This is a genomic window from Pantoea ananatis LMG 2665 (genome assembly GCF_000710035.2).
Taxonomy (GTDB): domain Bacteria; phylum Pseudomonadota; class Gammaproteobacteria; order Enterobacterales; family Enterobacteriaceae; genus Pantoea; species Pantoea ananatis.
In genome coordinates this window covers 272,070-297,443 of record NZ_JMJJ01000017.1, presented here as the reverse complement: position 1 = coordinate 297,443, position 25,374 = coordinate 272,070, and the positions used below count along the sequence as shown (strand labels likewise).

Sequence of the window (25,374 nt, the reverse complement as noted above, 5' to 3'; positions counted from 1 at the left end):
TAACGGAACTATCGGGAAAAATATCCATGAATGACAGTAATAAAATCGCGATCGTTGGTTATGCCGGCTCATTAACGGGTTGTCCTGATGCAGAGCAACTGTGGCAACTGACTTCACAGGGAAAAGAAGGTATCCGACGTTATACACAGGAAGAGATTGCCAAACACCTGCCTGCCTCATTTTATCAACTACCCAGCTTCCGTCCCGTTGGCGGTGGCCCCGAAAATTATCGTCAGTTTGACGCTGCTTTTTTTGGTTATAACCCTAAAGAAGCTGCTTATATGGATCCGCAGATCAGAAAATCACTGGAATATGCCTGGCTGGCGTGTGAACACGCAGGTTATGCACCCGATCAGATTTCCGCGCCAACTGGCGTCTATACCGTTTCGGCTGTAAACAGCTACTTTAATGAAAACCTTGCTGTCCAGTATCACCAGCGGGCTGATTTACATGAGCAAACGCAACTTCTCTATCTGAACGAACCCGATTTCATGGCTTCGCGGATTGCTTATCATTTTAACTGGCAAGGGCCAGCAGTAAATCTTCGTAGTGGATGCTCGAGTTCACTGGTTGCCATTCATGAAGCCTGTATGAGTTTATTACAGTTTGATATCGATATGGCGGTGGTAGGAGGAGCGGTTATTAAACCACGCTATCAATATGGATATCACCATGAACAGGATGGTATTCAGTCCGATTCTGGCCATTGTGCACCTTTCTCCGCAGATGCGGATGGTACGATTTTTACCAATGGTGTTGGCTTTCTTGTGCTCAAGCGCTATGAAGATGCCATTAAGGATGGTGACAGCATTCATGCAGTCGTTCTCGCTACAGCCATAAACAATGATGGCTGCGATAAAGTTGGCTACATGGCACCCTCGGTGTCGGGTCAGATCAGAGTCATGCTTGGTGCGCTGGCAAATGCGGAACTAGAGCCTCAAGATATTACCTATATAGAAGCGCACGGTACTGGCACCAGTGTTGGTGATCCGATTGAATTTGAAGCGCTTACAAAGGTGTTTGACGGGCTGCCTGCGGGATCGGTGGCGCTGAGTACGGTTAAAGCCAATATCGGACATCTGGACGCGTTGTCTGGGATTGCAGCTGTGCTCAAAGTCATTCAGGACATGAAGCATCAATCTGTCTCACCTCTGGCAAATTATACCCAGCCCCATCCTGCTGTCAGACTTGATCAGTCTCCTTTTACCATCCCGCAAAGTCTGACTGAGTGGCAACCCTCCGCGTCGTACCAACGCATTGCTGCCATCAGCTCATTTGGCGTAGGTGGAACAAACGGGGCATTGATCCTCGAGCAGGCACCTGCTGACGTCAGGCCGACAGTGGTAGCAGGTACACCTGTCTTTATCGGCTTTAGTGCTCGTACTCCCGACGTCGTATTTCAGCAGGTTAAGCGGATGCATGATTGGCTAAAGGAGCATCCTGAAAGTCAATTAGCCGACATTGCCTGGACATTATTGAGTGGGCGTAGCGCATTTAAATATCGTTGGGGCTGTGTCGTAGATTCAGTGAGTGATTTGTGCGACAGACTGTCAATGGCTGATTCTGTTGAGTGTATGACCGTTACGGCGAGTCGTAGCTGGACGCTGGAGGAAGCTCAGCAGGCGACGGCGGTGCAACTGTCTGATTTCTGGTTAAGCGATGGCAACATTGTTACCAACACGTCTTTTCCCAAGAGCTGTCGACGTATTCCTTTGCCTGGCTATCCTTTTCAAGCTCACGATCACTGGATCGATGCGGAACCATTCAATACAGAACAGGGACAGTCAACTGAAAATAGAAAAATCAGTGATATTTCCCAGTGGTTTTATACACCCTATTGGAAAAAACAACGCATCTCTGCCTTGACCGTTAATATAACAGGTAAACGCATACTGATGTTCCATCATGACGATAGTTTTTCCGGGCAGTTTAGCGAGGAATTAATCCAACAGGGTGCGAGTCTGTTACATGTAGTCGCTGGGGAAAAATATGCCCGACTGGGCGACGATCATTATCGTATAGAGCCCGGAAATGAAATGCACATGAAGTTGCTGATTCAGGATTTGGCTGAAACAGCTATGTTGCCCGACTGGGTGGTTCATCTGTGGTGTCTGGGTAATCAAAATGAGACAACAGATCGCATTCAGTCTCAAGGGCTGTATACCATGGTTGCCTGGTGTAAGGCGTATAATGAGCTAGCGCTAACGGTGAATTTTCATACGTTACTGGTTGCAGACAGAATGATCAGCATCGTTGGTGAAGAGGATATTGAACCAGCAAAGTCTACTTTGCTTGGCATCTCACAAGTGTTGCCCAAAGAATATCAGGACATCCAGTGTCATCTGGTGGATATCGCGCCTAATTTTCAGGCCGAACAAACGATTCGGATGCTATTGGCTGAGATGGGCAGTGGCAGCAGCAGTGAAATTGCCATAAGAGGTGTCCATAGATTTGTAAAAGACTATGCACGTTATAGCGTGTCAGAAACACAGCTGGGCGAAAGTCTGCTGTCTGGTAACAAAACCATCCTTATTGTGGGCGGACTTGGCAATTTTGGTTTGGAACTGGCGGAGTTTGTGGCACTGAATTATCAGGCACAGGTCTACCTGACTACCCGCACGCGTTTTCCTGCCCATTCAGAGTGGCAAAGCTGGCTGGAACAGCACGGAAGTGAGAACACTGTCAGCGAAAAAATACTGCATTTACAGAGAATTGAAAATCTGGGGGGCAGAGTCGAGATCTTGACGGCGGACATTACTTGCCGGCAAGACTTAGTCCAGATTAAGACATTATTACAGACGCGTCACAGACGTGTGGATGGCGTTATTCATGCTGCCGGAACGGTTGACAGCGGAATGATCCATACAAAGACGCGCGATTCGCTGGAACAGGTCTTCTCGCCTAAAATTGCCGGCACAATGAATCTCTGTGATGTTTTCCTGCCACTTAATCCTGATTTCATCCTGCTTTGCTCCAGCATGAATGCCATCATTGGTGGCTTGGGTCAGGTTGACAATACGGCTGCGAATGCTTTTGTGGATGCCTGGGCGGAGCACTGCCATCAACGCGGCTACACGCAGGTGCTGGCGATTAACTGGGGTGCTGTGAACGAAGCGCGGGCCAGAAACTATTCTGCACAGCCACAGTTCAAAGAACTTAGCCGTGAGCATATTAAAAACAAAATGTCTCAGGATGAAATTTTTGAAGTCTATCGCCGACTATTCTCTACTACTTTCGGTTCCCGTGTTGTGGTTTCCACACTCGATTTCAACAAAGTTATTGAAAACTGGTCACGAGTGGGATCTGTTGCGTCGCTGACGCAGAAAGTAACGCTGATCTCACGTAGTAGGGATGAGTTTGTACAAACCTCGTGGAAAGATCCTCTCTCAACGTATGAAATTACCGTCGCAAAACATTGGGAAGCATTGTTAGGCATCGAGCGGGTTGGTAATGATGACAATTTCTTTGAGTTGGGCGGGAATTCTTTAATCGTTCTGCAACTGATAAGTCTTCTTAAAAAAGACTATCCCATCAGGATGCACGCCATGGCGATTTATGAACATCCAACCGTGCGGGAATTTGCAGCTCACGTTGAACAGTTAGCGCGTGAATATATGGACAAAGTCCAGATTGCTTAATCTGTATCAACGGATGATAAGAGAGATAAGAAATGAATGGTTCCATTATTGAGCGCGTGCTGAAGCACGCAAAGCTTCGGCCGAATGCGACTGCTATTTACTGGCAGCAGGATAAAATTAGTTACTACCAGCTGGCGCAAAAAATTCTAACGCTGGCGGAACATTTCCGTCAGATCCCGCAGCCGGGACCTGTGGCTGTTCATCTGTCCAGAACACCCGATTTAATTGCAGCATTACTGGCAGTTTGGCACAGTGGGCGTGCATTTGTTGCGCTTGATGCCCGGCATCCGGAGGCACGGCGACAAAGTATTATTGTCGAAAGTGCACCAGCAGCCATTGTCTATGACACACAGCCTCCGACTGCAACAGACTGCCAGCTATGGCATATTAGCGAGCTGACAGAAAATAATGCAGCCATGACCGACATGCTGCCTCAACAACATTCTAATGATATAGCTTATTTACTGTATACATCAGGCTCCACCGGCAAGCCTAAGGGGATTGCTATCGGCCACCCCAGTGTGGAGGCATTAACGGACTGGGCTCTGGCATTTTATTCGCCTAAACAGCTGAAATGTGTACTCGCTTCCACAACCATCACCTTTGACCTGGCTATTTTTGAGATTTTTGTTCCTCTTGCTGCGGGAACGTCTCTCTATCTGGTTGATTCTGCACTTGACTTGTTGACGCCATCGTCCAGCTACGCTGCGCTGACATTAATTAATACGGTGCCTTCAGCGGCTCGTGAGCTAGTGCGAGCACAGGCGATCCCTAAGGGGGTTACGACGTTGAATCTGGCGGGAGAAGCACTGCACTGGAAGCTGGTTAATGACATTTACCAGTGCAGCCAAGTGAGCTGTATATGCAACCTTTGGGGGCCATCAGAAGATACAACCTACTCAACTGTTTATCGAAGCTTGAGGGAAGAGGAACGGCCGGAAAGCGGGCCTGTACCGATTGGCCGGGTCATTGAGGGAAGCCAGGCATTTATTTTAAATGATGCACTGCAGTTGGTAGCGTTTGGTGAACCGGGAGAGATATGTCTGGCGGGCAACGGGCTAGCTGAAGGCTACCATAATAATCCCAGCCTTACCGCCGAACGCTTCCCTTTTATCCGTGGGCTGGAAGGACAATTGCTGCGTATCTATCGGACTGGTGACTGGGGACATCAGGATCGCAATGGCATTCTACATTTCCATGGACGTATGGATTTCCAGGTCAAAATTCGTGGTTACCGCATCGAGCTAGAAGAGCTGGAACAGTCCTTACTGACACTCAATGAGGTACGCGAAGCTGCCATCATTGTAGATAACACACTCCAAGAACAGCAAAAATTGATTGCTGTTGTGGTAAAAAGCGATATTAATGAGCCGGACGGCGATTTTACTGCCCGTTGCCTAAGTCGATTACAGGCAATGCTTCCTCCTTATATGATGCCGCATGTGTGGCATATCCGTTCAGTAGCGCTGCCGCGGACAACGAGTGGCAAAATTTGTCGACGCACCCTCAGTGAGGAATGGAGTCAGACATTATCACGCTCAGGTGAGCCCCCGTTGTCTCCAGTTATGCAGATTATGGCAGAGGCGCTTGGATCAGTTCCTGATGAAGATGCGGCATTCATGGCGCAGGGTGGGGATTCCCTATCTGCTGTGAGATTTCAGACACTGCTCCGCACACAACTCGGTAAGTTAATGAGTCTTGATACCCTGCTGAGCCAGAACGTCACGCTCAGGGAACTGGAACAGCAGATTCAAAGCATGCCAGTGTCTGTTGGGGCAGTTTCGGTGCCACTTATGCTTGAAGCTGATCGCCTCAGTGCAATTGAGTACCGCATGTTTAAGGTGTATCAAACGCATCGTGCCAGGGCCTGCTACAACATCGGAGTAACATTATATTTTGATGAGGGCGTCGATGTTCCTCGCTTAAAACAGTCATTTCTCACTGTGCTTCACAGGAGTCGGGCTTTATCTTGCTGTATCGAACCTGATGAGCAGGGGGCCTGCTATCGTCCTGCATGTCTGGATGACGTGTGGCGGCAGGAATGTGGTTCAGGCACAGACGGTGAACTGTCTGCATTTTATGGGATTCCGTTTCAGTTGGAATCTGAGCCTCCTGTTCGGGCATTGTTGCTTAACAATGATCATGCTGTGGGCAGCACGTTGTTGCTTTCAATCGCTCATACCGCAGTGGACGGGCTTGGCTTACGTGCGTTGCTTCAGAATATCGCATTACTTTACCGGGATGAGAGACATTCAGCACCGGAAGCTTATGTGATAACTGAGCCCGATGAGGCACGTCGGCGGGCCGCCCATTCCTACTGGCAAGACGTTTTGAACGGATTTCAGTCAAAACCTGTCTGGCCTCAGTCGTTATGTAATGTACCCGATGGCTCACTCTCCTGGACTTTCAGCCGTGAGGTACATCATGAGCTGGTAGATAAAGGGCGTGAAAAAGGCGTCACGCTGCCGGTATTACTCATGACGACATTGTTTATCGCGCTTCAGCGATTAAGCGGAAATCAGGACATAGTGATCGCCACTCCTGTGGCAAACCGCCAGCAATCAGAGTTACAGCGTTGTGTTGCAAATATGACCAATACGCTGCCTTTACGTTGTCAGTTGAACGATGAGAGCAACGCGGGGGATGTCCTCAGGAAAATTCAGAAACAGCTCAGTGATAGTCTGGCCTGGCAGGACGTAGCCATAGACGGAATAATGGCCGATCTGGAAGGTGTGGCAGATAAAGATGCCATGTTCAGTACGCTATTTAGCTATATGGATTTTCTACAGGGCATGGGAACATCTTTTGACCTGTCTGTTCGCTGTGATTTTTATCAGCCTCAGGAAGCCAAAGCACCGCTGGTGGTTTCCGCTATTGTGACTGAAGAGGGCGATTTAAGAGTTATTTTTGAATATCAGGGAGACACAGTTTATCCGGAATGGGTAAGCACACTCTCCCAGTTGTTCAAACAACTCCTCTGTCAGGGCTGCGCGATGGAAGACACGGTACTCCGTCAAATCAACCCAGTTCCCCTGGCGCAGCAGCCTTTATTACAGGCATTGCAGGAATCCTCCCCTGTGGCAACTGCTACATCGCTGGTGAGTTGGCTGGCCACTAGTGCAGAAATCTTTTCCAGCCGTATTGCTGTTCAGGATGACGATACCGCAATAACGTATGCCCGGTTGTGGCAGGAAACGGAAAGCCTAGCCGCTGGATTACAGGCTTCAGGGGTTAAACCGGGCGATGCCGTCGGTGTCAGTATGGAAAAAGGCTGGCGATTGATTGCCGTTTTATGCGCGGTATTGCGTACAGGTGCTTTCTATGTGCCGCTTGATCCCCGTAATCCGTCTGCGCGAAATCACTATATTGCTCAACAAAGTAAAGTTTGCCTGACGGTGGTGGATGATTCGGTCATACCTGCGCCGAAAGACATTCATTACAGCGTGCTCCTACGCCAGAATCAGAGTATGACACCTGTATCGGTTTCCGGAGACGATCTGGCATATGTCATATTTACGTCTGGGACAACAGGGCAGCCTAAAGGTGTCACTGTAACGCATCATAACGTCTGCAGACTGTTCAGCGCCTGTCAACAATGGGGCAACTTTGGTGAGCAGGATAGCTGGACGTTGTTTCACTCCTTTGCATTTGACTTTTCAGTGTGGGAAATATTTGGTGCCTTACTCTATGGTGGGCGTCTAGTCATCGTTCCACCAGCCCTGGCAACTGACATGGTCGGCTTCGCCTCCTTGTTGGATCAACATTGTATTACGGTATTAAGTCTGACACCCACTGCGTTCCGTAACTTCATTGGGACCACGGGTACGACGTTAAATCATAGCCCGAGGATGATTATTTTTGGTGGAGAAGCGTTACGTCCGGCAGATTTAAATCCATGGTGGCAGTGTTACGGCTCAGAACAAACTCGCCTGATCAATATGTACGGCATCACTGAAATTACTGTTCATGCCACTGTGCATGAGATGTCCCCCGACGACACAATGTCATGTATCGGCAAGCCGCTTGCAGATAATGGAATTGTACTGCGGGATAAGCGAGGATTGCTCTGCCCGGTTGGCGTTCCTGGCGAATTGTGTATCACTGGAGATGGGGTGAGTCCCGGATATCTTAACTCGCCGGCGCTCAATCAGCAGCGGTTTGGCACACTGGTCAGTCAGACAAATCGCTATTACTTTAGTGGTGATTTGGCTGTTGCTGATGGCAATGGGCAACTGTATTACTTGGGTAGGCTAGATCAACAGGTAAAAATTAACGGCCATCGCGTTGAATTGGATGAAATCAGCATCACACTCAGACAGATTCCGGGCATAAAAGCTTGTGTCGTAAGAGCGATTCACATAGGCGGTGGTACACGCATGTTGGCCGCTTGGTATGTCGCGGAACAGGATATTACGCCGCAAACGGTTACAAAGCTTTTGTCACAAACGCTGCCTGTATGGGCAATCCCCGAGAAGCTGATGCGTATTGACGCCCTTCCGCTAACCGTAAACGGCAAAATAGACGAAAGTCAGCTGCCTGACCCGTTAACGGACACCGGCCTTTCTCAACAGCATCCAACACAACCGGTACAGTACATCTGGCAGCAAATCCTTGGCCACAAAAGCCTGCCAGATGATTTGCCATTTTTTGAAGCGGGTGGCAGCTCAATCAAGGCGGCATTGCTAGTTCAGCAGTTGAATAAATTGCTGGAGCAACCTGTTATTACTTTACTTGACATATTTCGCCACCCCTGCATCCGTGACCAGCAACGGTTGGTTGACAAGTTTTTTGAGGAAGAAACGATCTGATGACTATGGATATCGCAATCACAGGAATGAGTGTTCGCCTGCCCGCAAGTGACACACCGTGGCAGCTTCATGAATTATTGGCTGATGCTGGGTCGGCAATTGAACGATTTGATAACGAGCATCCTGACAGAGTGGGAGCTAGGGGAATAATTCAACGGCACGACTGGTTTGATTCCCGGTATTTTCGGTTGGCTGAAGCGGAGGCCAGCCGTCTGGACCCGCAACACAGACTGGCGCTTGAGGAAGCAGTCAAAGCGTTGGAGTCTGCCGGATATCGTTCGCTTAGTAGCCGACAGGCTATTGAATGCGGCGTGTTTGCCAGTTGCTCCGCTAATCAGTCCCACTGGCAGGCCTGTCTGGAACAGGATGCAGACAATGCCATTGCCCGCTATAACCTGTTGCTCGCCAATGATAAAGACTTTTTAGCGACGCGTATTGCTTGGCATCTTGATCTCACAGGGCCTGCAATGACGGTACAAAGCGGCTGTTCCAGTGGTCTTGCTGCTTTGCATCAGGCTTGCCAGGCTTTACGAATGGGAGAGTGCTCTATTGCGCTTGTCGCAGGTGTTTCACTGACATTGCCGTTAAAGGAAGCATATCCTGTCAGTGAAGGAATGATATTTTCTCCATCCGGATCCTGTTGCCCTTTTACTGAAGATGCTGATGGCACTATTGGCGGGACCGGGGCGGTTGTGCTCGTACTGCAACAGCTGGAACAAGCACTGCTGGAGGGAGCCCCGTGTTGGGGCATAATCAAGGGCAGCGCAGTAAATAATGATGGTAGAAAAAAGGTCAGTTTCACGGCACCGAGTATTGACCAACAGATTGCCGTTATGCAGCGTGCGTTAAAAGTGGCGGGAGTAAAAGCCAGCGATATTGGCTTTATAGAAGGTCATGGTACGGCAACAAGCATGGGGGATGCGATTGAGCTGGCTGCCTTGAGTGAAGTCTATGGTCGCCAGATGCCGCTTCCTTCACTCGGGAGTATCAAAGCAAATATCGGTCATCTGGATGCAGCAAGTGGCCTTGCGGGCGTTGCAAAATGTCTGCTGTCATTCCACAACCAACTGATCTATCCGCAGCCTCACAAGACCGGCACGATCCTCAAAGGCACGTCTTCTTTTGCTTTACATGCCCGGCCCTTGCCATGGCGTGGTGCATCACGCATGAGCGTCGTCACGTCGCTTGGCGTTGGTGGAACAAATGTGCATATGGTATTGGGCGAGGCACCACCACGAGAAATGAAGCATATAACCGGGCCCTTCCTTATCCCTTTAGCTGCATCCACTGGGCAGAGGGTACAGGAACTGGCACGTCAGTTGCGCGAAGCGACTGAATCCATGTCGCCTGACACACTGCCATATTGCGCCTGGACGCTTCAACAACGTTATCTTTCTGAAAAATTCAGCTACCGTTGTCATTTGGCTGTACAGAACTGGGAGCACTGGCAGCAGCAGTTACAGCAGGTTGCTGACGGGGCTCCTCTGAGCATTATGCATTGTGAGGATGCTCCGCCAGTACTGAATAAAAATGAGGGGCTGTACAGAATCGCGCTACCAGCGACACCTCTTGACAGCCACAGCATCCCGTCACCAGTTGAGCAGCCCGGCAAGAACTTCATTCAGCCTGAAGGAGGGGAACCTGATAGCGATCCCGAAACCCTGATTGTCGCGGCCTGGCAAAAATGCTTGGGGTTCAGTGATAAACCTACCACTGACACCCATTTTTTTGAAGCAGGCGGGAATTCTCTGCTTTCTGTTCAACTTATACAGGCATTAAGGCAGCAGGGCTTCACCACCGTGAATATCGCCGATATCTACGCTGCGCCAAAGCTAAGCCATTTTGTCAGGCGGCTGAAACAGAAGGACAGTGAGAAAGCTGACGTAGTGCCACAGGAAGTCAATACTGATTATAAGGAGATGTGACTATGTATCTCAGCCCGGTACGTAATAACAGAGCAGATTTTGTCATCCTTTTTATTCCTCATGCCGGCAGTTGCGGTGAGGCTTACATGCCTTGGTTCAGGTATTTTTCTCAGCATGCGGATTGCCGATATTTGCAATTGCCAGCCCGTGGAGCCAGAAGGGAAGACGTTATGCCCGACAGTATCCAGTCAATGGCAGATTTGATATTGCCTGAACTAGAAAATCTCATGGATAAAAAGATAGTATTTTTTGGTCACAGCATGGGAGGTCTGATTGCATTTGAGCTGGCGTGTAAAATGGAAAGTTACTGGGATAAGCCTGCTCATGCTCTATTTATTTCAGGTTGCCGGGCACCTGATGAACCGATTATCCGAAGCCTTACTGGTCTGGGTGATAAACAATTAATCCGGGAGCTGGCAGGCATGGGAGGGACAGAGACTTTCTTACTTGAGCAGCCAGAACTGTTGTACCCCTTCTTGGCCACATTACGCCAGGATATTTGCTTGTGTGAAAAGTATGTCAGTCCGATATCTGAACCTTTGCGGACCCCTATCCATATTTTATGGGGAACGGAGGATTATTTGATCACAGAAAAGATGATTGACGGATGGAGGCGATTTTCCAGCGAAAAGAACATCGCCTTTTATCCTCATAAAGGTGATCATTTTTATCATCACCAGCAATCAGAAAATGTAATTAGGCTTATCTGTGAAATCTTAACTCCGGTTGGAAATAATTAATAAACTCACCCAACTTAACGATGGGTAAAATACGCATGCACGATATGGACATTAAAAATACAGAGGAAGATATGATTAACATCAATGAAGTGAATGTCAGTCTTTATATGTCGGGTAATATTTCTGAAAAATTTTCCTCCCTAGCTCGGCAATTGCCGGACATGCAGGTACGTTACCTTAACGGACTTCAGTATATCGACTGTGGTAAACGCTCTGATACCTTTAATACCGTTTTTGGAACACCGACATTACAGGAAGATATTACGCGTATTACCCAATATTATAGTCAAAGAAATATGCCAGCAGCGTGGTGGTTTGCTGAACCCACGACGGTTATTGCAGAGTTATTGGAACAGGCAGGCTGGTGTCATGAAGAAAACGATGTAGGAATGTATTTTCCTCTGACTGCACCGATATCAGCTTGTCCGAAAAAAGTATTATCTTGCATCGAATATTGTGATAGTCCGGTGCGTTTTCGGGATTTTGGAGAGGTTTTATCAGCTATATTCGAGCCGGGTAATCCTGTTGAAGCAGAAAACATCCGTGCAATTTATCAGGCAGCAGGTGAACATTGTACTCGTCTGGATGAACATCTTATTCAGTTGGTAGGGTATCTGGATGGGGTACCTGTGTCGACGGCCACCCTGTATTTAAAAGACAATGTTGCAGGGATTTTTGATATTGCGACTCCGGAAAAGTGGCGCAGGAAAGGCTTTGGTAGCGAGATGTTTCACAGTGCTTTACAGTTAGCACAGAAAAAACAAGCAAAAATTTGCGTGCTGCAGGCATCTCCTGACGGACTAAATATTTACAAGAAATATGGCTTCAAAATTTCCGGTAAATTTGAAGTATGGAATCTGTCTACTACGGCCTAATGCAAGGGCATATAAATACCGTTTGTGATTTTTATTCTTTGAGAGATGATATGTATCGCCACCTGAATACGACTATATTTTTATTTTTGACTTTAATGTCATACTTCTTTTCATTCTCGATTAACGCACAGGATGAAACGGAAAATTTAATTGAAAAGCTAACGAATCTTCCAGGCGCAAGTAGTTTTGAAGGGCCTGTGCGAAATGTCATAACCGAATTGTGGAAAAATAATAATGTTGATATTTCTGTTGACAATGTAGGCAATGTTATTGCGCGGATTAAAAACAAAGAATCAGAAAAATCAAAAAACAATCTTAATGTGTTGATCATGGCTCATATGGATGAAGTGGGTTTTATCATCACAGATATTGATGAGCGAGGATATATTAAAGCTAAACCATTAGGGGGCTGGATAGATCATGTTTTATGGGGGCATCGCTGGAATATTTCGATTGGCGATAAAACGCTGCCTGCTTTCACAGGAATGGATGCACCGCATGTACTCAATGATTTCAGCGTTCCTCCAGCGGTCACATCGGCAAAACTATTCTTTGATACAGGGCTTAATCGGCAGCAACTGTTGGATAAAGGTGTCAGGCCTGGTTTAGCTATCACGCCAGCCGCTAATTTCACGATTCTGGATCCGGGTAAACGCTATGCGGCTAAAGCATTTGACGATCGCGCTCTTCTTGCCATGATGACCGAACTGCTGGCTGACATTAGTAAAAATCCTGAAACTTATAAACATCTCAATCTCACCTTTGCTGCAACCGTACAGGAAGAAGTCGGCATGCGAGGCGCTGCCGCGCTGGCTGGTCAGGTCGATGCTGATGTGATTTTGAATTTGGAAGCGGGCATTGCAAAAGATTACCCCACTCAATTTACCCAGGAAACTACCCCCATACTGGGTGCCGGGCCGGCTTTGTTCGTCTACGACGGGAGTATGTTACCTGATACCCGGTTAGTGACATTTATTCATGATGTAGCCCGTGATCACCATATTCCGAAACAGTGGGAGAGTGAACACAGTTACGGTCAGGATGCCTCTTCGCTACAGTTCTCTGGAAAGGGTGTCCGAGCCATTAATCTGGCTCTACCGATACGTTATGCTCACAGTCAATGGGGAATTATGGCGCGGCAGGATTATGATGCCATGCTTCAGTTACTCAAAGTGGCTTTACAGGAGATAAGCAGGGATAAGCTATGAACCATCAGCGTAGATTCTGGCTAATCATGCTAATGTTGACTTTGCCATCGCTTCTGGGGGCGCTGGCAATGGATATGCTCTTGCCAGCGCTGCCGGACATGGCCGTGTCTCTCCAGCTAACCGCTGGCCAGATTCAGTGGATGCTGAATATTTTTATTCTGGGTTTTGCTTTTTGCCAGCTCCTGGTCGGGTTGGGAGCCACCCGTTTCAGCGATCATCAATTATTTTTGCTGGCAATTGTGTTGTTTATTTTGAGTTCAGCAGCTATTGCTTTCATGACATCTTATACCGGAATACTCGTGTTGCGTTTTATGCAGGCTTTGGCGTCCTGTACAACACTGGTTATATCAATGTCATTAATCACACAAAGTTTTTCCGCTTCACAGGTAACCAAAGGACACAGTATTCTGTCAGGCATAACCAGTCTTGGACCATTGCTTGCACCTCTGGTGGGTGTGGCAATTCTCAACACAGGGGCTAACTGGCGTGGCATATTCTTTATGCTCGCGCTGACGGGCTGCCTGATTCTGATTTTATTTTTTCGGGTTAACCCTTTATTTTACTGGCGCACGCAGCCCGCGCCTCGGCAATATTACGGGAAGATTGCACGGAGTCCTCAATTCTGGCGCTATGCTATATTTTCATCAGCAGGCATGAGTTGGATCTTTTTATTCTTTTCTACCTCGCCTTTTATTGTGCATACGGTCTATCTGCAGGACAAATGGGCGCTTGCCTTATTATTTTCTATAGCTTCGGGTTGCTTCATGATTGGCAGCTACATGGGAGCCGTATCACGGCAGAAAGAGCCTTCAGGGCTGCTTTTGGAGTACTGCCTGATAGCCCAGATAGCATTGTCTGCTTTTTTAGCAACGCTCACTGTTTTTTATGAATTGCCTTTTTATGGATTTGTTACCTGGATAATGATGATGCAAGTAAACTGTGGCCTTTATTTCGGACCTGCCATTTCTGCTGCATTACAAACATTTCCTGATATACCGGTTCAGGCTGCTGCTTTTCAGGGATTTCAGCAATTTTCCATCACTTTTCTGATCGCTGGCCTGTTGCTGTTTTTTTTCAGACACGAAATTTACGATTTGAGTGTGATGGTTCTCATTGTTTCTTTTCTGGCTATTAGTGCTGTTTCAATTGTTAAAATTAAATACGGAGTATGATATGGGATTTGAACATACAGAACTGAGTCTGGGATTTGGGCTCAAAGTAACCGGAATTGATGTAAAGTCAATCGATCAGTCAGATGTCGAGTCCTTAATCAGGCTCGTGATAAATCATCAGGTACTGGTTATTTCAGGGCAGCAATTAACACCTGAAGAACAGATTATCTTTTGTCGTAAATTAGGAAACATTTTTCCGCACCCGCTGAAAAAGAATACCTGCCCATGGCCGGAAATGACTTATGTGACTAACGTTCAGAAAAATGGTGAGGCGCAAGGGTATCCAGGCCCCGGGTTTCCTATCTGGCATTCCGATATGTGTTATGAAAAAGAACCCCCACGGTTTACTACCTTTTATGCTGAGAAAGTTCCTGAGCAAGGTGGAAAGACGCTATTCTGTAATACTCTGGCAGCTTGTGATGATTTACCTTTGGCACTTAAGGAAAAATTGGAGGATAAGCAGGCTATTTTCGGTTTTTCTCACAAACTGATGCAGCGCTGTCAGGAACGTGGTTTCATGTTAACTATTGAACCTGAAGATCAGAGACCTGATACTCTGCATCCTGTGTTGCGTCCACATCCAGAGACAGGGCGTAAATCAATTTATGTTAACTGGACTCACACAGACACTGTATCAGGCATGACGGAAGAAGAGAGCCAATCTTGCCTGAATGCCGTTTATGCGCATTGTGAAAAGTCGGATTATATTTACGCGCATCAGTACAAGCAGGGGGACTTAGTCATATGGGATAATGGTTCGACATTACACACCGGAGATGGGGCTGTGCCGGCAGGTCAGGCACGTATTATGCGCAGAGTAGTCATCATGTAATTTTAGTAAGCCCCCATGTCAGGGTAGTTGCCGCCTCTTACTGAAAAAAGTTAGGGAGCTGGAGGGTAGAGTCTGAGGGCGTGGTGTAAATTCAGCAGGATGGTGAAGGCCGTCGGCTTATCCGGTAAGTTAATGGTTGTGAAGACAATTATCTTAAAAGGAACAAACCGATGGCTGACAACACCATGACATTCAGCAATACCCTGATGCAACTCGGCGGTGAGGATTTTCTGCGAGAACGGTAGCACGCCTGCGGTGCAGCGGAAGTCCTTTCCACCTTCACTTTTGTATCCCGCCCAATGATGGTCTCCCCTTCAAGTTCGTTTTTCTGCACTAGGGCGGCGACAGAATCGACCACCACGCCGACGGCGCCGGAAAGCACCAAGGCGTCACAGATTTTCAGCGCCTGCTAGCCGGTGGTAAGCGTTAAGTGAGCGCCGTATTGACGGCTATTTATTGGTGAGATCCACACCATGGCAGGATTTCAGCCACTTTATTCGACGGCCACTCCGGCAACTTGATTACATCGAAATGTTCTATAACAGTAAGCGTCGGCATGGTTCGAGCGATCAGATGTCACCAACAGAATATGAAAACCAGTATTATCAACGGCTCAGGAGTGTCTAGATTATCCGTGGCGATTCAATCATCGTGAGTCCACAACTAAACTTTGGCAACTTTCTGATTCATCAGTAACATCTCTGAAAGAGAGGAACTCATGGACTTAAGATCAAATCCAGCATATTTAACATAAATAGCATTATACGAACTTACTGTGTAACGGGTAAATTCAGATGTCCGCCTCTAGCTGTATAGAAATGTCCGCATTATCGGCCTTTTTCAAGGGTTCGCGGCTGAGGACGCAACTGATGACGGCTTAGGGTTCGGAGTACTTTACGATGAATGAAGTTAACCGCTTCAAAATCCTGCAGGATGTCATTGATGGCAGGCTCACCACTTCGCTTGCATCACAACGACCTGGCATTACGGATCGCCACTGCCGGCGTCTGCTGATAGCCGAATGACGCGAGACAGAATGGCACCACACCGAGCATGTAGTGCCAGTAGGATCCTTCGTGATTTTGACTATCTAACAGATAATCAATTTATATGTAGTGGGGTACTGCTGTACTCCATGCGAAAACGTGAAAAATTATTATGTATCGACAATTTTTTAATTCTGGCGGTATAGCCTGGAAACCTTACTGCCGAGTAGCGCTCATTCGCCACCATTGGATGGCATATTATTCGACATGTGTCAGGTATCCACGGAACACCGCCACAATGGTCATAGTGACCGTGGGAAAGTACAGACGCGGTAAGGTTTGTCAAATCGACTCCCATTAAACCTGCATTATGCATGAAGCTATCATCAGGGCCGGTATCAAACAGAATTGAATCATTTTCATCCTGGATAAACAGACTAAGTCCGGCTTTAGCACGCAGCAAATTTTTAGATTCGGGCTTAAGTCGGTTTTCCAGCAGGACGCTGATGGTTATAGACATGTTCGCTCTTTCCCTGAAGTAATTCGTTACCGCCAGGCTGCGATAACTCTCTGAGGCACAGTCAATAATACTCCATTGGACTATTGGACTGCCCCCACAACCCTAGACAATTTGTGTCCTCACGATGAGGCCTGATCGAAGGCCTCTGGAGTGACGCCGCCGAGGTGACTTTGGCGCCGGGCCCGGTCATTATTCTCATCGAAAACCCTTTAAAGATGCGCGAAATACTTTCCACACCTGCAGATAACGGAGATTAAAAGTTGGAGTACTTGCCTCCCCTGTGACATCTCTCACCCCCTGCCAAAACATTTCCGTTTAGTACTGGAAAAACACTCTCTGTATCCGGCCAGACATTGCTGATAATTTGTCCAGACTCTGGTTTAACATAGCTGACACAACGCTTAACGGACGCATCAGAAAACGAACAGCATCAACGTAAGGCTTCGTGCCACGAGGGGCCGTTTCTGACATTTCAAAAAGCGACACGACTAACAGCAAACGAATACCGCTCATCTCCCTTTTCTGGCAACCGTTTCGACGTGAAGAAAGAACGTATTACTGAAATGCGACGCTCTGCCCTTTTGCTTACTAAGTATTCATTGCCCGGATGTTCAGGCGACCGTAAAAATTAACCACACTGACGAGTAGGGAAAAATGATGAATAAAACGATTCTGGCGCTAGCCGCCGTTGCAAGTGCTTCGGCCATTGTGCCGCTGATGGCTCAGGCATCTTACGCGTATGTGGGAACCTATAATCCCAATGGCGAAGGGGTTTATCGATTTATCGTCAATGCGCAGGGTGAACTGTCGGGAAAAACATTGGTGAGTCAACTGCCCAACCAGGCACAGATGGTGGCGTCAGCGGATGGTAAACATCTTTATGTGGCGAGTGAGACCGAGAAAGGTAGCATCACCGCTTATCAGATTGGTACGGACGGTTCACTCACTGCATTAAATCAGGTCGACACGCAAGGCAAAGGACCGGTGTACCTGTCCCTGACACCCGATCAGCGTTACCTGATGGTCGCAAATTATGTCAGCGGCAGTATTACAGTGTTTGCGGTGACGCCAGAAGGCAAGCTGAGTGAGGCTGTCGATCATCATCAGGACAGCGGCCCGGCTGGCGCAGGCAAGCCGGCCGCAGCGGTAGACGGCAGCTTTGCCATCAACGATCACAATGGTCCGCATGCACATATGGTCGCCAGCGATCCCACGGGCCAGTTTGTTTACTCGACGGATCTGGGGCTGGACCGCATTTACCAATACCACCTGAATAAAGACGGTACGCTGACGCCCGGCAAACCCGCATGGATAAACGCCTCGTCTGCCGGTGCAGGCCCCCGCCATTTCGTTTTTAGCGCTGAGGGTCATGCGCTCTGGTTAGTGAATGAAGAAGCCTCCACGCTCACACATTACCTCATTAATCCGCAAAGCGGTGCTTTGCAGGAAAAGGCCACGGTTTCTACGCTGCCTGACGGTTATAAAGGCACCAGTTTTGCAGCCGGGTTAGTCATTGATAAGGGCGGGAAAAATCTTTACGTCGCCAACCGTCTGCATGACAGCATTGCGCACTTTGAGGTCAATGCTAACGGCACACTGACGCATAAAGATGATGTGTGGACGCGCGGGGATTATCCCCGAACGCTGACATTATCCCCTGATGGCAGCATGATTTACGTGATGAATCAGCGTAGCGATAACATCACCAGCTTCAGGGTGGATAAAGCGAGTGGTGCCATCAGCTTTACCGGGAACTATGTTGCCGTAGGCGCGCCTTCACAGATGGTTATTGTTCCCTGAAACATTGATGCGGATAACATGCACGTCACACTGTGGTGCGTGTTACCGACGCAGCGTGCAGGTGCACGAGAAGGTCAGTCTCGCGCACCTGCCCGTTCAAGATCACTAACGGGCATGATCGATAAGCACTCAGGCCTAGCGATTATCGCTGCCAGTGCTAACGCAAAATCAGGTGTTATCCTCCACAATCACCGCAACCCGCTGTCCGGCGCGCACGGCACTGCCTGGCTGTACGTTAACCTGCTGGATGATCCCATCGCAGGGTGCCAGCAACGGAATCTCCATTTTCATGGATTCCAGTACCACCAGAACATCCCCCGCCTGAACCCGACTTCCCACCGTGGTTTGCACTTGCCAAAGGTTGCCGGAAACCGGGCTTTCGACACCCTGCTCGCCCTGCTGTAGTGGTGCATCACCGCCCTCTTCTGCCACGTTCTCCTGGCTGTCGAAATGGGCCTGACCACTGGCGATCCAGCGATCGCGTTCCGCATTGAACGCCTGTTGCTGGTGGTCACGAAACGCCGCGATGCTTTGCGCCTCATGAGCGAGAAACTGCTGATAATCACTCAACCGCAGCGTACTGGGCTCAATGCGCAGCGGATAACGCCCCAGCGGGAAATCGCGGCGGATTTGCACCAGTTCCTCGGCGGATACAGGGTAGAACCGCAGTTGATCAAAGAAGCGCAGCAGCCAGGGTTTCCCCGCAAAATCAGCAACCTCTCGATAGCGATTCCACATCTGAAGCGTGCGCCCCACAAACTGATAGCCGCCAGGTCCTTCCATGCCGTAAACGCAGAGGTAAGCGCCGCCGATACCCACCGAGTTCTCTGCCGTCCAGGTGCGCGCCGGGTTGTATTTTGTGGTGACCAGGCGATGGCGCGGATCCAGCGGTGTCGCAACCGGCGCCCCCAGATAGACATCGCCCAGCCCCATAACCAGATAGCTGGCCTCAAACACCGTCTCCCAGACCGCCTGTTCGTCAGGCAGATCGTTAATGCGGCGAATGAATTCAAGGTTACTGGGGCACCACGGTGCATCAGGGCGTACCGTCGTCATGTACTTTTCAATCGCCTGGCGACAGGCGGGATCGTCCCAGGAAAGCGGCAGATGTACTACGCGAGTTGGCACCTGCAGATCATCACTCAGGCAAACCCTGAGCCACTCGCCGCGTACCCAGTCCAGCAGCGCGTCATGGGTGAGGATTTCAGGCTGAAAATGGATCTGCAACGAACGAATCCCGGGCGTGATATCAATCACCCCGTCTTTTGCATGCGCTTCCAGCGCCTGCATCAGGGCATGAATGCGAAAACGCAGAACCAGATCCAGCTCCGGCTCCCCGGCTTCGAGTAGCAGATGCGTATCGCCAGAAAGTCGCGCGACCAGACGCTTATCGGCCTCACCGCAGGTCATCACGATCGGCGAGGTCAGCGGCGCAGGTTGCCAGGCTGTCGCCTGGCCACAGAGCGTTGCCAGTTCCTGGCCTCGCGCTTTAGCCAACTGGCGCGCGGTGGTTAAATCCACCGAGGTAAAGCGCACTTTATCACCGGCTTTCAACTGCCCTAACTGCCAGAGATCGGCTTCGATGACTGTGACCGGACAAACGAATCCCCCGAGGCTGGGTCCATCCGGGCCCAGAATCACCGGCATATCGCCGGTAAAATCAACCGCACCTACCGCGTACGGATTGTCGTGAATGTTTGACGGATGCAGTCCGGCTTCGCCCCCGCTGTCTCGGCTCCAGATGGGCTTGGGCCCAATCAGGCGGACGCCCGTGCGGCTGGAGTTAAAATGCACTTCCCATTCCGTGGCAAAAAAAGTGGCGATATAGTCCGGCGCGAAGAACTCCGGCGCACCGTGTGGACCATAAATTACCCGTAGGGTGCGGATCTGCGGGAGATCCGTGCGCAATGCCTCAGGAAGTGCCGCGCCAGCTTCCGTTGCTGTCTGTGGGGCCAGGTGCAGCACATCGCCGCTACGCAGTGCGCGTCCGGCGTGGCCGCCAAACTGGCCAAGCGTAAAGGTGCTTTTACTGCCTAAATACGTTGGCACCTGAATGCCGCCGCTCAGGCAGAGATAGCTTCGCACGCCCGCCCCACTCACAGCACCCAGCTTTAACGTCGCCCCGGCGGGAATGGTAAAAACACAATCCATCGGCACGGGCTGGCCATCCAGGATAGCGCTCAGTGGTGCACCGCAGATGACGGCCTGGATGGCGGTATTGAATTTCAGAGTGGGTCCGGTGAGGGTCATTTCCAGTGCGGCTTCCCCCTCATCATTGCCCAGCAGCCGATTGCCTGAACGCAGAGCGCGGTCGTCCATCGGCCCCGATGGCGGTACGCCGACCGCCCAGTAGCCCAGACGGCCCGGATAATCCTGCACGCTGGTTTGCGTACCGGCGCCTAGCACCTCAACCGTCGCTGCCTGATAGCTCAGCTGTTCCAGACAACGGGTCCAGGGTTCTCCCTGAACAAAGGGCGCAAACGCTAAAATTTGCTGCAGATAGAGGCGGTTGGTTTCAACACCGTATAAACGCGTTTCTGCCAGCGCCTGCGCCAGTGTGGCAATGGCCTCCGGGCGGCTGGGCCGCCAGGCGATCGTTTTCGCCAGCAGCGGATCAAAAAAGGGCGGCACTTCGCAACCGGCTTCAATCCAGTGATCAATGCGCAGGCGAGCATCCTGTTGGTCGGGAAAGGCAACGTCTGTCAGCAGGCCCGGTGAAGGCTGAAACTGCCGTCCCGGATCTTCCGCATAAATGCGTGCCTGGATAGCATGGCCTTGTGGCGCAAGCCCGGCAACCAGCTCGCGCAGGGGCGGCAAGGTGTCCGCAGCCAATTCAATCATCCATTTCACCAGGTCAACGCCCCAGACCTGTTCTGTTACGCCATGCTCGACCTGAAGGCGAGTGTTGACCTCCAGGAAGTAAAATTGTTGGTTCAGGCTGTCATAGACAAACTCCACGGTGCCCGCGCTGCGATAGTTCACTGCTTTACCCAGCGCAACTGCCGCCTCGCAGAGCGCCTGTGCCATGCCTTCAGGCAAATTGGGGGCAGGTGTTTCTTCGATGACCTTCTGGTTACGCCGCTGCACCGAGCAGTCACGCACACCCAGCGCGATAACGTCTCCTTGCCCGTCACCAAAGATTTGCACCTCAAGATGACGTGCGCGTTCGATATAGTTCTCGAGAAACACGCCGGCATCACTGAAGTTGTTCTGCCCCAGCCGCTGCACGGTATCAAACGCTTCCGTCAGTTCATGCGCATCGCGACAAACGCGCATGCCAATCCCGCCGCCACCCGCCGTACTTTTCAGCATCACCGGATAACCAACGGTCTCGGCGACGCGGCAGGCTTCGGCGGCATCGGCCAGTAATTCGCTGCCTTCCAGCAAGGGCACACCTTCAGCTTTCGCCAGAGCACGGGCCGTGTGCTTCAGACCAAAAGTCCGCAACTGCTGTGGCGTTGGGCCAACAAAAATCAGCCCTGCGGCCTCGCAGGCCTCAGCGAACCCGGCGTTTTCAGAGAGAAAACCGTAGCCCGGGTGAATCGCCTGTGCACCGCTTTGCTGCGCTGCGGCAATAATTTTTTCAGCGGCCAGATACGTTTGTGCCGCCGGGCCGTCGCCAAGGGACAACGCTTCATCGGCATCACGAATATGCAGGCTGCCCAGATCGGCCTCGGCATAGACAGCCACCCCCTTGACCTGCATGGCGCGCAGGGTGCGCAAGATGCGGCAGGCGATCGCACCGCGGTTAGCAATCAGTAAGGTATCAAACATAAACGGAACTCTCAGGAAAGCGGGTCGTCCCGCAGAAAGTCGACATGTCCCCTGGGGCCGTCCCCGGGGCTTCTCCTTTTCAGGCGTGCGTATTGTTTAGTCGCACCAGGCTCAGTTCCATACCAATACCTCGGCGGGCGTGGGATTCCAGCCGTTACAGGGGTTATTCAGCTGCGGACAGTTTGAGATTAAGACCACCGCATTACACTCGGCGCGCAGTTCAACATATTTGCCGGCGGCGGAAATACCGTCTTCAAAGGTCAGTCCACCCTGCGGCGTGACGGGAACGTTCATAAAAAAGTTGATATTGGCGCCGATATCGCGTTTATGCAGGCGACCGTCATGCAGGCAGGCACAAAGAAAATTATCCCGGCAGCTGTGCATATAGCGCTTGTCGTGAGCATAACGTACCGTGTTACTTTCCTGCGCGCAGGCACCGCCCAACGTATCGTGGCGGCCACAGGTATCGGCGACAATAGTCAGCAGCGGATTGCCCATATTCGAGTAAAGTACGCTGCCGGTGGTCAGGTAAGCATTACCCTGACGGCGCAGCGTACGCTGGGGATCGTAACGCTCGCGCGGATTATCTGCGTTGTAGAACAGCGTATCGATCGCCTGATTCCCTTCCAGGTCGAGCAGACGCAATGTTTGCCCTTGTTTGACCTCAAACAGCCAGGGTTCGCCCGCCGGAATCACATGACGGTAAACCGCATCCTCTGGGCGGCGGTCGCTGGAAATAATCATCATCGCTGACTCCTTACAGGGCAAAAAGTTGGGTGTTATGTATTGCGCGCTGATTTTCATCGCGGATGAACAGCGCTTCGGTGGTAGCCTGTACGTCATCGGCCTGATACCAGCTCAGCTGGATGGGACGCGGTGCATAGTCAGGGGCAGGATCCATTGGATGGGGGAGCGCGGTCAGGACGATCAGCACGTCCATTGGGGCAAACAGCTCAACAACATCCCCTGCGCGGCTATGTTCGGTATCGAAGCGGAAGCGGCCATCTTCATCGACGGTGACTTTGCTAAAGAAGTTAACGACCATGAGCAGATCTTCAAGACCCAAATCCCATTTGCCCATCTCGACCAGCAGATTATCGACTCCATTGCGGTAAAACCCATTCCGCAGCTCCTGATAGCGCCCTGCGCCATATTTTTCGCGCGTTTCCGCCGCGTTAAGTACGCCCCCAAACGGGTCGTGCCAGCCACAACTGTCCGCCACGATCCCGGCGAGTACGCGGCCCATATCGGAATAAAAACAGTGGCCGGTAGTGAGCCGGGCCGTATGCTGGCCCTTCAGCGTATCCGGTAGATTAAGGCGTTCACTTTTCTCATGCGGATTGAGCATCATCATGCTGACATTCGCGCCGCCATCAATATCGGTCAGGCGCAGGATGTGCCCTTTGCGCAGAATGAATGAGGTGTGCGCCCCGCCGGGAAGCCGCTCTTCGCGCAGGCTGGGCGCTGAGTGAAAACGTGCCGTCATTGCTGTCTCCTTAATGCATAAACGTTGTCTTTACTGTCTGTCATCAGCTGTGCCATTCGCGCCTCATTCAGCGGAATGTCATAGGTGATACGCGCCCCCCAGGCATGAGGGGCTTGGGGATCGTGGCGGACTTTGTCAAATACCAGTAGCCGTGTCCCCAGGTTGAAGCCTTCAGTAAGATCGTGGGTGACCATAAAGACCGTCATTCGGGTTTCACTCCACAGTTGAAGCAGCAGCGCGTGCATGTCTTTGCGGATACCGGGATCCAGTGCGCCAAAGGGCTCATCCAACAACAGCACTCGCGGTTGCATGATAAAAGCCTGGGCAATTGCCAGCCTTTGCTGCATTCCGCCGGAGAGCTGTGCCGGATATTTATCCAGCGCATTTCCCAGCCCTACTTTGTCCAGCATCTGTCGTGCCTGCTGCCGGGCCGCGCGTTTTCGGGCGCCGAACAGGCGACCCGACAAGGGCGAAGCAGGCAGTTCGAGCCCTATCGCGACGTTATCCAGTACATTGAGATGGGGAAACACGGAATAGCGTTGAAACACGACGCCGCGGCTGCGGTCGGGTTCTGTCGCCAGTGCCTTACCATCCAGGGTGATCTCTCCCCGGGTGGGTTTTTCCTGCCCCAGCAGCAGGCGCAAAAACGTCGATTTCCCGCAGCCCGATGCACCGACCATAGAGCAGAACTCGCCCGCCTTAACCTGCAAATTGATGCGTTCCAGCACCACGTGGTCGCCGTACTCCTGCCAGATATTGTTGATATTGATAAAACTCATTCCCGGCCTCCTTCCGCCCATGGGAAACAGGCGTTGTGCAGCTTGCGCAGGCCCAGATCCATCAGCCAGGCCAGCAGCGTGATCCAGATGACATAGGGGATAATCACATCCATCGCCATGTAGCGACGCACCAGGAAAATGCGATAGCCCAGCCCGGCGGTCGCCGAAATCGCTTCGGAGGAAATTAAAAACAGCCAGGCCGATCCCAGAAGCAGCCGTACCGAGGTGATAAGCCGCGATAACAGCTGCGGCAGCACGACCCGCAGCACGACCGTCCAGCTATTGGCTCCCAGGGTTTGCGCTTTGATTAACAGTTCCGCCGGAATTTCCCGTGCCCGCTGTTCAAGATCGCGTGCCAGCATCGGCGTAATGCCAATGACGATGAGCATGACCTTCGACAGCTCATCCAGGCCGAAAACAATAAACAGCACGGGCAGAATCGCCAGCGGCGGCACCATCGAGACAACCGTCATCAGGGGTGACAGTGCGGCGCGGGACATCGGAAAAACGCCCGCGGCAATGCCGAGGCACAGACCAATCAGCGAGGAGAGCGCCAGCCCCATGAGCAGACGGCTCAGGCTGATAAACGTATCGGCCCACAGCAGGTATTCACCACTGCGCTTATCTGGCGTGAAGGCCATCCGATCAATCGCCTCAATCATCTGCGACAGTCCGGGCAGCAGTTTGTCCTGCGGATTGGCCTCCAGCCGCACCGCTGATCCGATAAACCAGGCGGCGATGATCAGCACGAAGGGCAGCAGCATTAGCGTCAGGCGCATGCCCTGGCGGGGATAGCGGTTGATGTAGCGCATGACATGAACTCCCGTGGTC

General features: G+C 50.8%; 14 protein-coding genes and 3 pseudogenes. 10 read left to right on the top strand and 7 right to left on the bottom strand.

The features are described from left to right. Positions 1 to 26: 26 nt before the first annotated feature. The 8 genes from EL29_RS22925 to EL29_RS22890 are packed head-to-tail and all read left to right on the top strand — an operon-like array spanning position 27 to position 15,198. Entirely contained in the window at positions 27 to 3,638 is a 3,612-nt protein-coding gene (locus EL29_RS22925) for an SDR family NAD(P)-dependent oxidoreductase (RefSeq protein ID WP_028716087.1), read from the top strand. Between the two features lie 32 nt (positions 3,639 to 3,670). After that, positions 3,671 to 8,446 carry a non-ribosomal peptide synthetase gene (locus tag EL29_RS22920; protein ID WP_019105943.1) on the top strand — a complete coding sequence of 1,592 codons (4,776 nt, stop codon included), beginning with the start codon at positions 3,671 to 3,673 and terminating at the stop codon, positions 8,444 to 8,446. Continuing rightward, entirely contained in the window at positions 8,446 to 10,371 is a 1,926-nt protein-coding gene (locus EL29_RS22915; RefSeq protein ID WP_024472079.1) for a beta-ketoacyl synthase N-terminal-like domain-containing protein, read from the top strand. The genes EL29_RS22920 and EL29_RS22915 overlap by 1 nt, the downstream gene beginning before the upstream one ends. 2 nt (positions 10,372 to 10,373) lie before the next feature. Further along, positions 10,374 to 11,111, top strand: coding sequence for a thioesterase II family protein (locus tag EL29_RS22910; protein WP_019105941.1), 738 nt, complete (start codon positions 10,374 to 10,376; stop codon positions 11,109 to 11,111). A 35-nt stretch (positions 11,112 to 11,146) separates the two neighbouring features. Then, positions 11,147 to 11,986 carry a GNAT family N-acetyltransferase gene (locus EL29_RS22905; protein WP_019105940.1) on the top strand — a complete coding sequence of 280 codons (840 nt, stop codon included), beginning with the start codon at positions 11,147 to 11,149 and terminating at the stop codon, positions 11,984 to 11,986. Continuing rightward, positions 11,962 to 13,194, top strand: a complete 1,233-nt coding sequence (locus EL29_RS22900) for a M42 family metallopeptidase (RefSeq protein WP_232285099.1) — start codon at positions 11,962 to 11,964, stop codon at positions 13,192 to 13,194. The genes EL29_RS22905 and EL29_RS22900 overlap by 25 nt, the downstream gene beginning before the upstream one ends. Then, positions 13,191 to 14,366: an MFS transporter gene (locus EL29_RS22895; RefSeq protein ID WP_028716086.1), complete on the top strand. Its 1,176-nt coding sequence runs from the start codon at positions 13,191 to 13,193 to the stop codon at positions 14,364 to 14,366. The genes EL29_RS22900 and EL29_RS22895 overlap by 4 nt, the downstream gene beginning before the upstream one ends. Position 14,367: 1 nt before the next feature. Beyond that, entirely contained in the window at positions 14,368 to 15,198 is an 831-nt protein-coding gene (locus tag EL29_RS22890; RefSeq protein WP_019105937.1) for a TauD/TfdA dioxygenase family protein, read from the top strand. A gap of 304 nt (positions 15,199 to 15,502) precedes the next feature. Here the strand turns inward: EL29_RS22890 and EL29_RS22885 are convergent. After that, a pseudogene (locus EL29_RS22885) lies at positions 15,503 to 15,607 on the bottom strand (hypothetical protein); the annotation flags it as partial. Between the two features lie 110 nt (positions 15,608 to 15,717). Between EL29_RS22885 and EL29_RS22880 the strand changes: the two are divergent. Beyond that, a pseudogene (locus EL29_RS22880) lies at positions 15,718 to 15,825 on the top strand (IS3 family transposase); the annotation flags it as partial. A 480-nt stretch (positions 15,826 to 16,305) separates the two neighbouring features. On the opposite strand, the pseudogene EL29_RS22875 reads toward EL29_RS22880, so the two are convergent. After that, a pseudogene (locus EL29_RS22875) lies at positions 16,306 to 16,704 on the bottom strand (MBL fold metallo-hydrolase); the annotation flags it as partial. Positions 16,705 to 17,358: 654 nt separating this feature from the next. Between EL29_RS22875 and EL29_RS22870 the strand changes: the two are divergent. Beyond that, a complete protein-coding gene (locus EL29_RS22870) occupies positions 17,359 to 18,504 on the top strand; it encodes a lactonase family protein (RefSeq protein ID WP_028716085.1) in 1,146 nt (381 codons plus the stop codon). 168 nt (positions 18,505 to 18,672) lie between these two features. On the opposite strand, the gene uca is transcribed toward EL29_RS22870, so the two are convergent. The 5 genes from uca to EL29_RS22845 all read right to left on the bottom strand — a co-directional run bounded on the left by uca (position 18,673) and on the right by EL29_RS22845 (position 25,355). Then, complete coding sequence (uca, locus tag EL29_RS22865; RefSeq protein WP_022622864.1) at positions 18,673 to 22,278, bottom strand: urea carboxylase; 3,606 nt, start codon at positions 22,276 to 22,278, stop codon at positions 18,673 to 18,675. Between the two features lie 111 nt (positions 22,279 to 22,389). Then, positions 22,390 to 23,025, bottom strand: a complete 636-nt coding sequence (locus EL29_RS22860) for an urea amidolyase associated protein UAAP2 (RefSeq protein WP_014333187.1) — start codon at positions 23,023 to 23,025, stop codon at positions 22,390 to 22,392. Positions 23,026 to 23,035: 10 nt separating this feature from the next. After that, positions 23,036 to 23,764 (bottom strand): urea amidolyase associated protein UAAP1, encoded by a 729-nt coding sequence (locus tag EL29_RS22855; RefSeq protein WP_014333188.1) that lies wholly within the window; start codon positions 23,762 to 23,764, stop codon positions 23,036 to 23,038. Beyond that, positions 23,761 to 24,543, bottom strand: coding sequence for an ABC transporter ATP-binding protein (locus EL29_RS22850; RefSeq protein WP_022622862.1), 783 nt, complete (start codon positions 24,541 to 24,543; stop codon positions 23,761 to 23,763). The genes EL29_RS22855 and EL29_RS22850 overlap by 4 nt, the downstream gene beginning before the upstream one ends. After that, entirely contained in the window at positions 24,540 to 25,355 is an 816-nt protein-coding gene (locus EL29_RS22845) for an ABC transporter permease (protein ID WP_013027909.1), read from the bottom strand. Before EL29_RS22845 ends, EL29_RS22850 begins: the two co-directional genes overlap by 4 nt. Between the last annotated feature and the right edge of the window lie 19 nt (positions 25,356 to 25,374).

What these genes read in the sequence shown, in the direction of transcription:
- EL29_RS22925 (WP_028716087.1), top strand. Translation starts at nt 27, where the DNA reads ATGAATGACAGTAATAAAATCGCGATCGTTGGTTATGCCGGCTCATTA.
- EL29_RS22920 (WP_019105943.1), top strand. Translation starts at nt 3,671, where the DNA reads ATGAATGGTTCCATTATTGAGCGCGTGCTGAAGCACGCAAAGCTTCGG.
- EL29_RS22915 (WP_024472079.1), top strand. Translation starts at nt 8,446, where the DNA reads ATGACTATGGATATCGCAATCACAGGAATGAGTGTTCGCCTGCCCGCA.
- EL29_RS22910 (WP_019105941.1), top strand. Translation starts at nt 10,374, where the DNA reads ATGTATCTCAGCCCGGTACGTAATAACAGAGCAGATTTTGTCATCCTT.
- EL29_RS22905 (WP_019105940.1), top strand. Translation starts at nt 11,147, where the DNA reads ATGCACGATATGGACATTAAAAATACAGAGGAAGATATGATTAACATC.
- EL29_RS22900 (WP_232285099.1), top strand. Translation starts at nt 11,962, where the DNA reads ATGGAATCTGTCTACTACGGCCTAATGCAAGGGCATATAAATACCGTT.
- EL29_RS22895 (WP_028716086.1), top strand. Translation starts at nt 13,191, where the DNA reads ATGAACCATCAGCGTAGATTCTGGCTAATCATGCTAATGTTGACTTTG.
- EL29_RS22890 (WP_019105937.1), top strand. Translation starts at nt 14,368, where the DNA reads ATGGGATTTGAACATACAGAACTGAGTCTGGGATTTGGGCTCAAAGTA.
- EL29_RS22870 (WP_028716085.1), top strand. Translation starts at nt 17,359, where the DNA reads ATGATGAATAAAACGATTCTGGCGCTAGCCGCCGTTGCAAGTGCTTCG.
- uca (WP_022622864.1), bottom strand. Translation starts at nt 22,278, where the DNA reads ATGTTTGATACCTTACTGATTGCTAACCGCGGTGCGATCGCCTGCCGC.
- EL29_RS22860 (WP_014333187.1), bottom strand. Translation starts at nt 23,025, where the DNA reads ATGATGATTATTTCCAGCGACCGCCGCCCAGAGGATGCGGTTTACCGT.
- EL29_RS22855 (WP_014333188.1), bottom strand. Translation starts at nt 23,764, where the DNA reads ATGACGGCACGTTTTCACTCAGCGCCCAGCCTGCGCGAAGAGCGGCTT.
- EL29_RS22850 (WP_022622862.1), bottom strand. Translation starts at nt 24,543, where the DNA reads ATGAGTTTTATCAATATCAACAATATCTGGCAGGAGTACGGCGACCAC.
- EL29_RS22845 (WP_013027909.1), bottom strand. Translation starts at nt 25,355, where the DNA reads ATGCGCTACATCAACCGCTATCCCCGCCAGGGCATGCGCCTGACGCTA.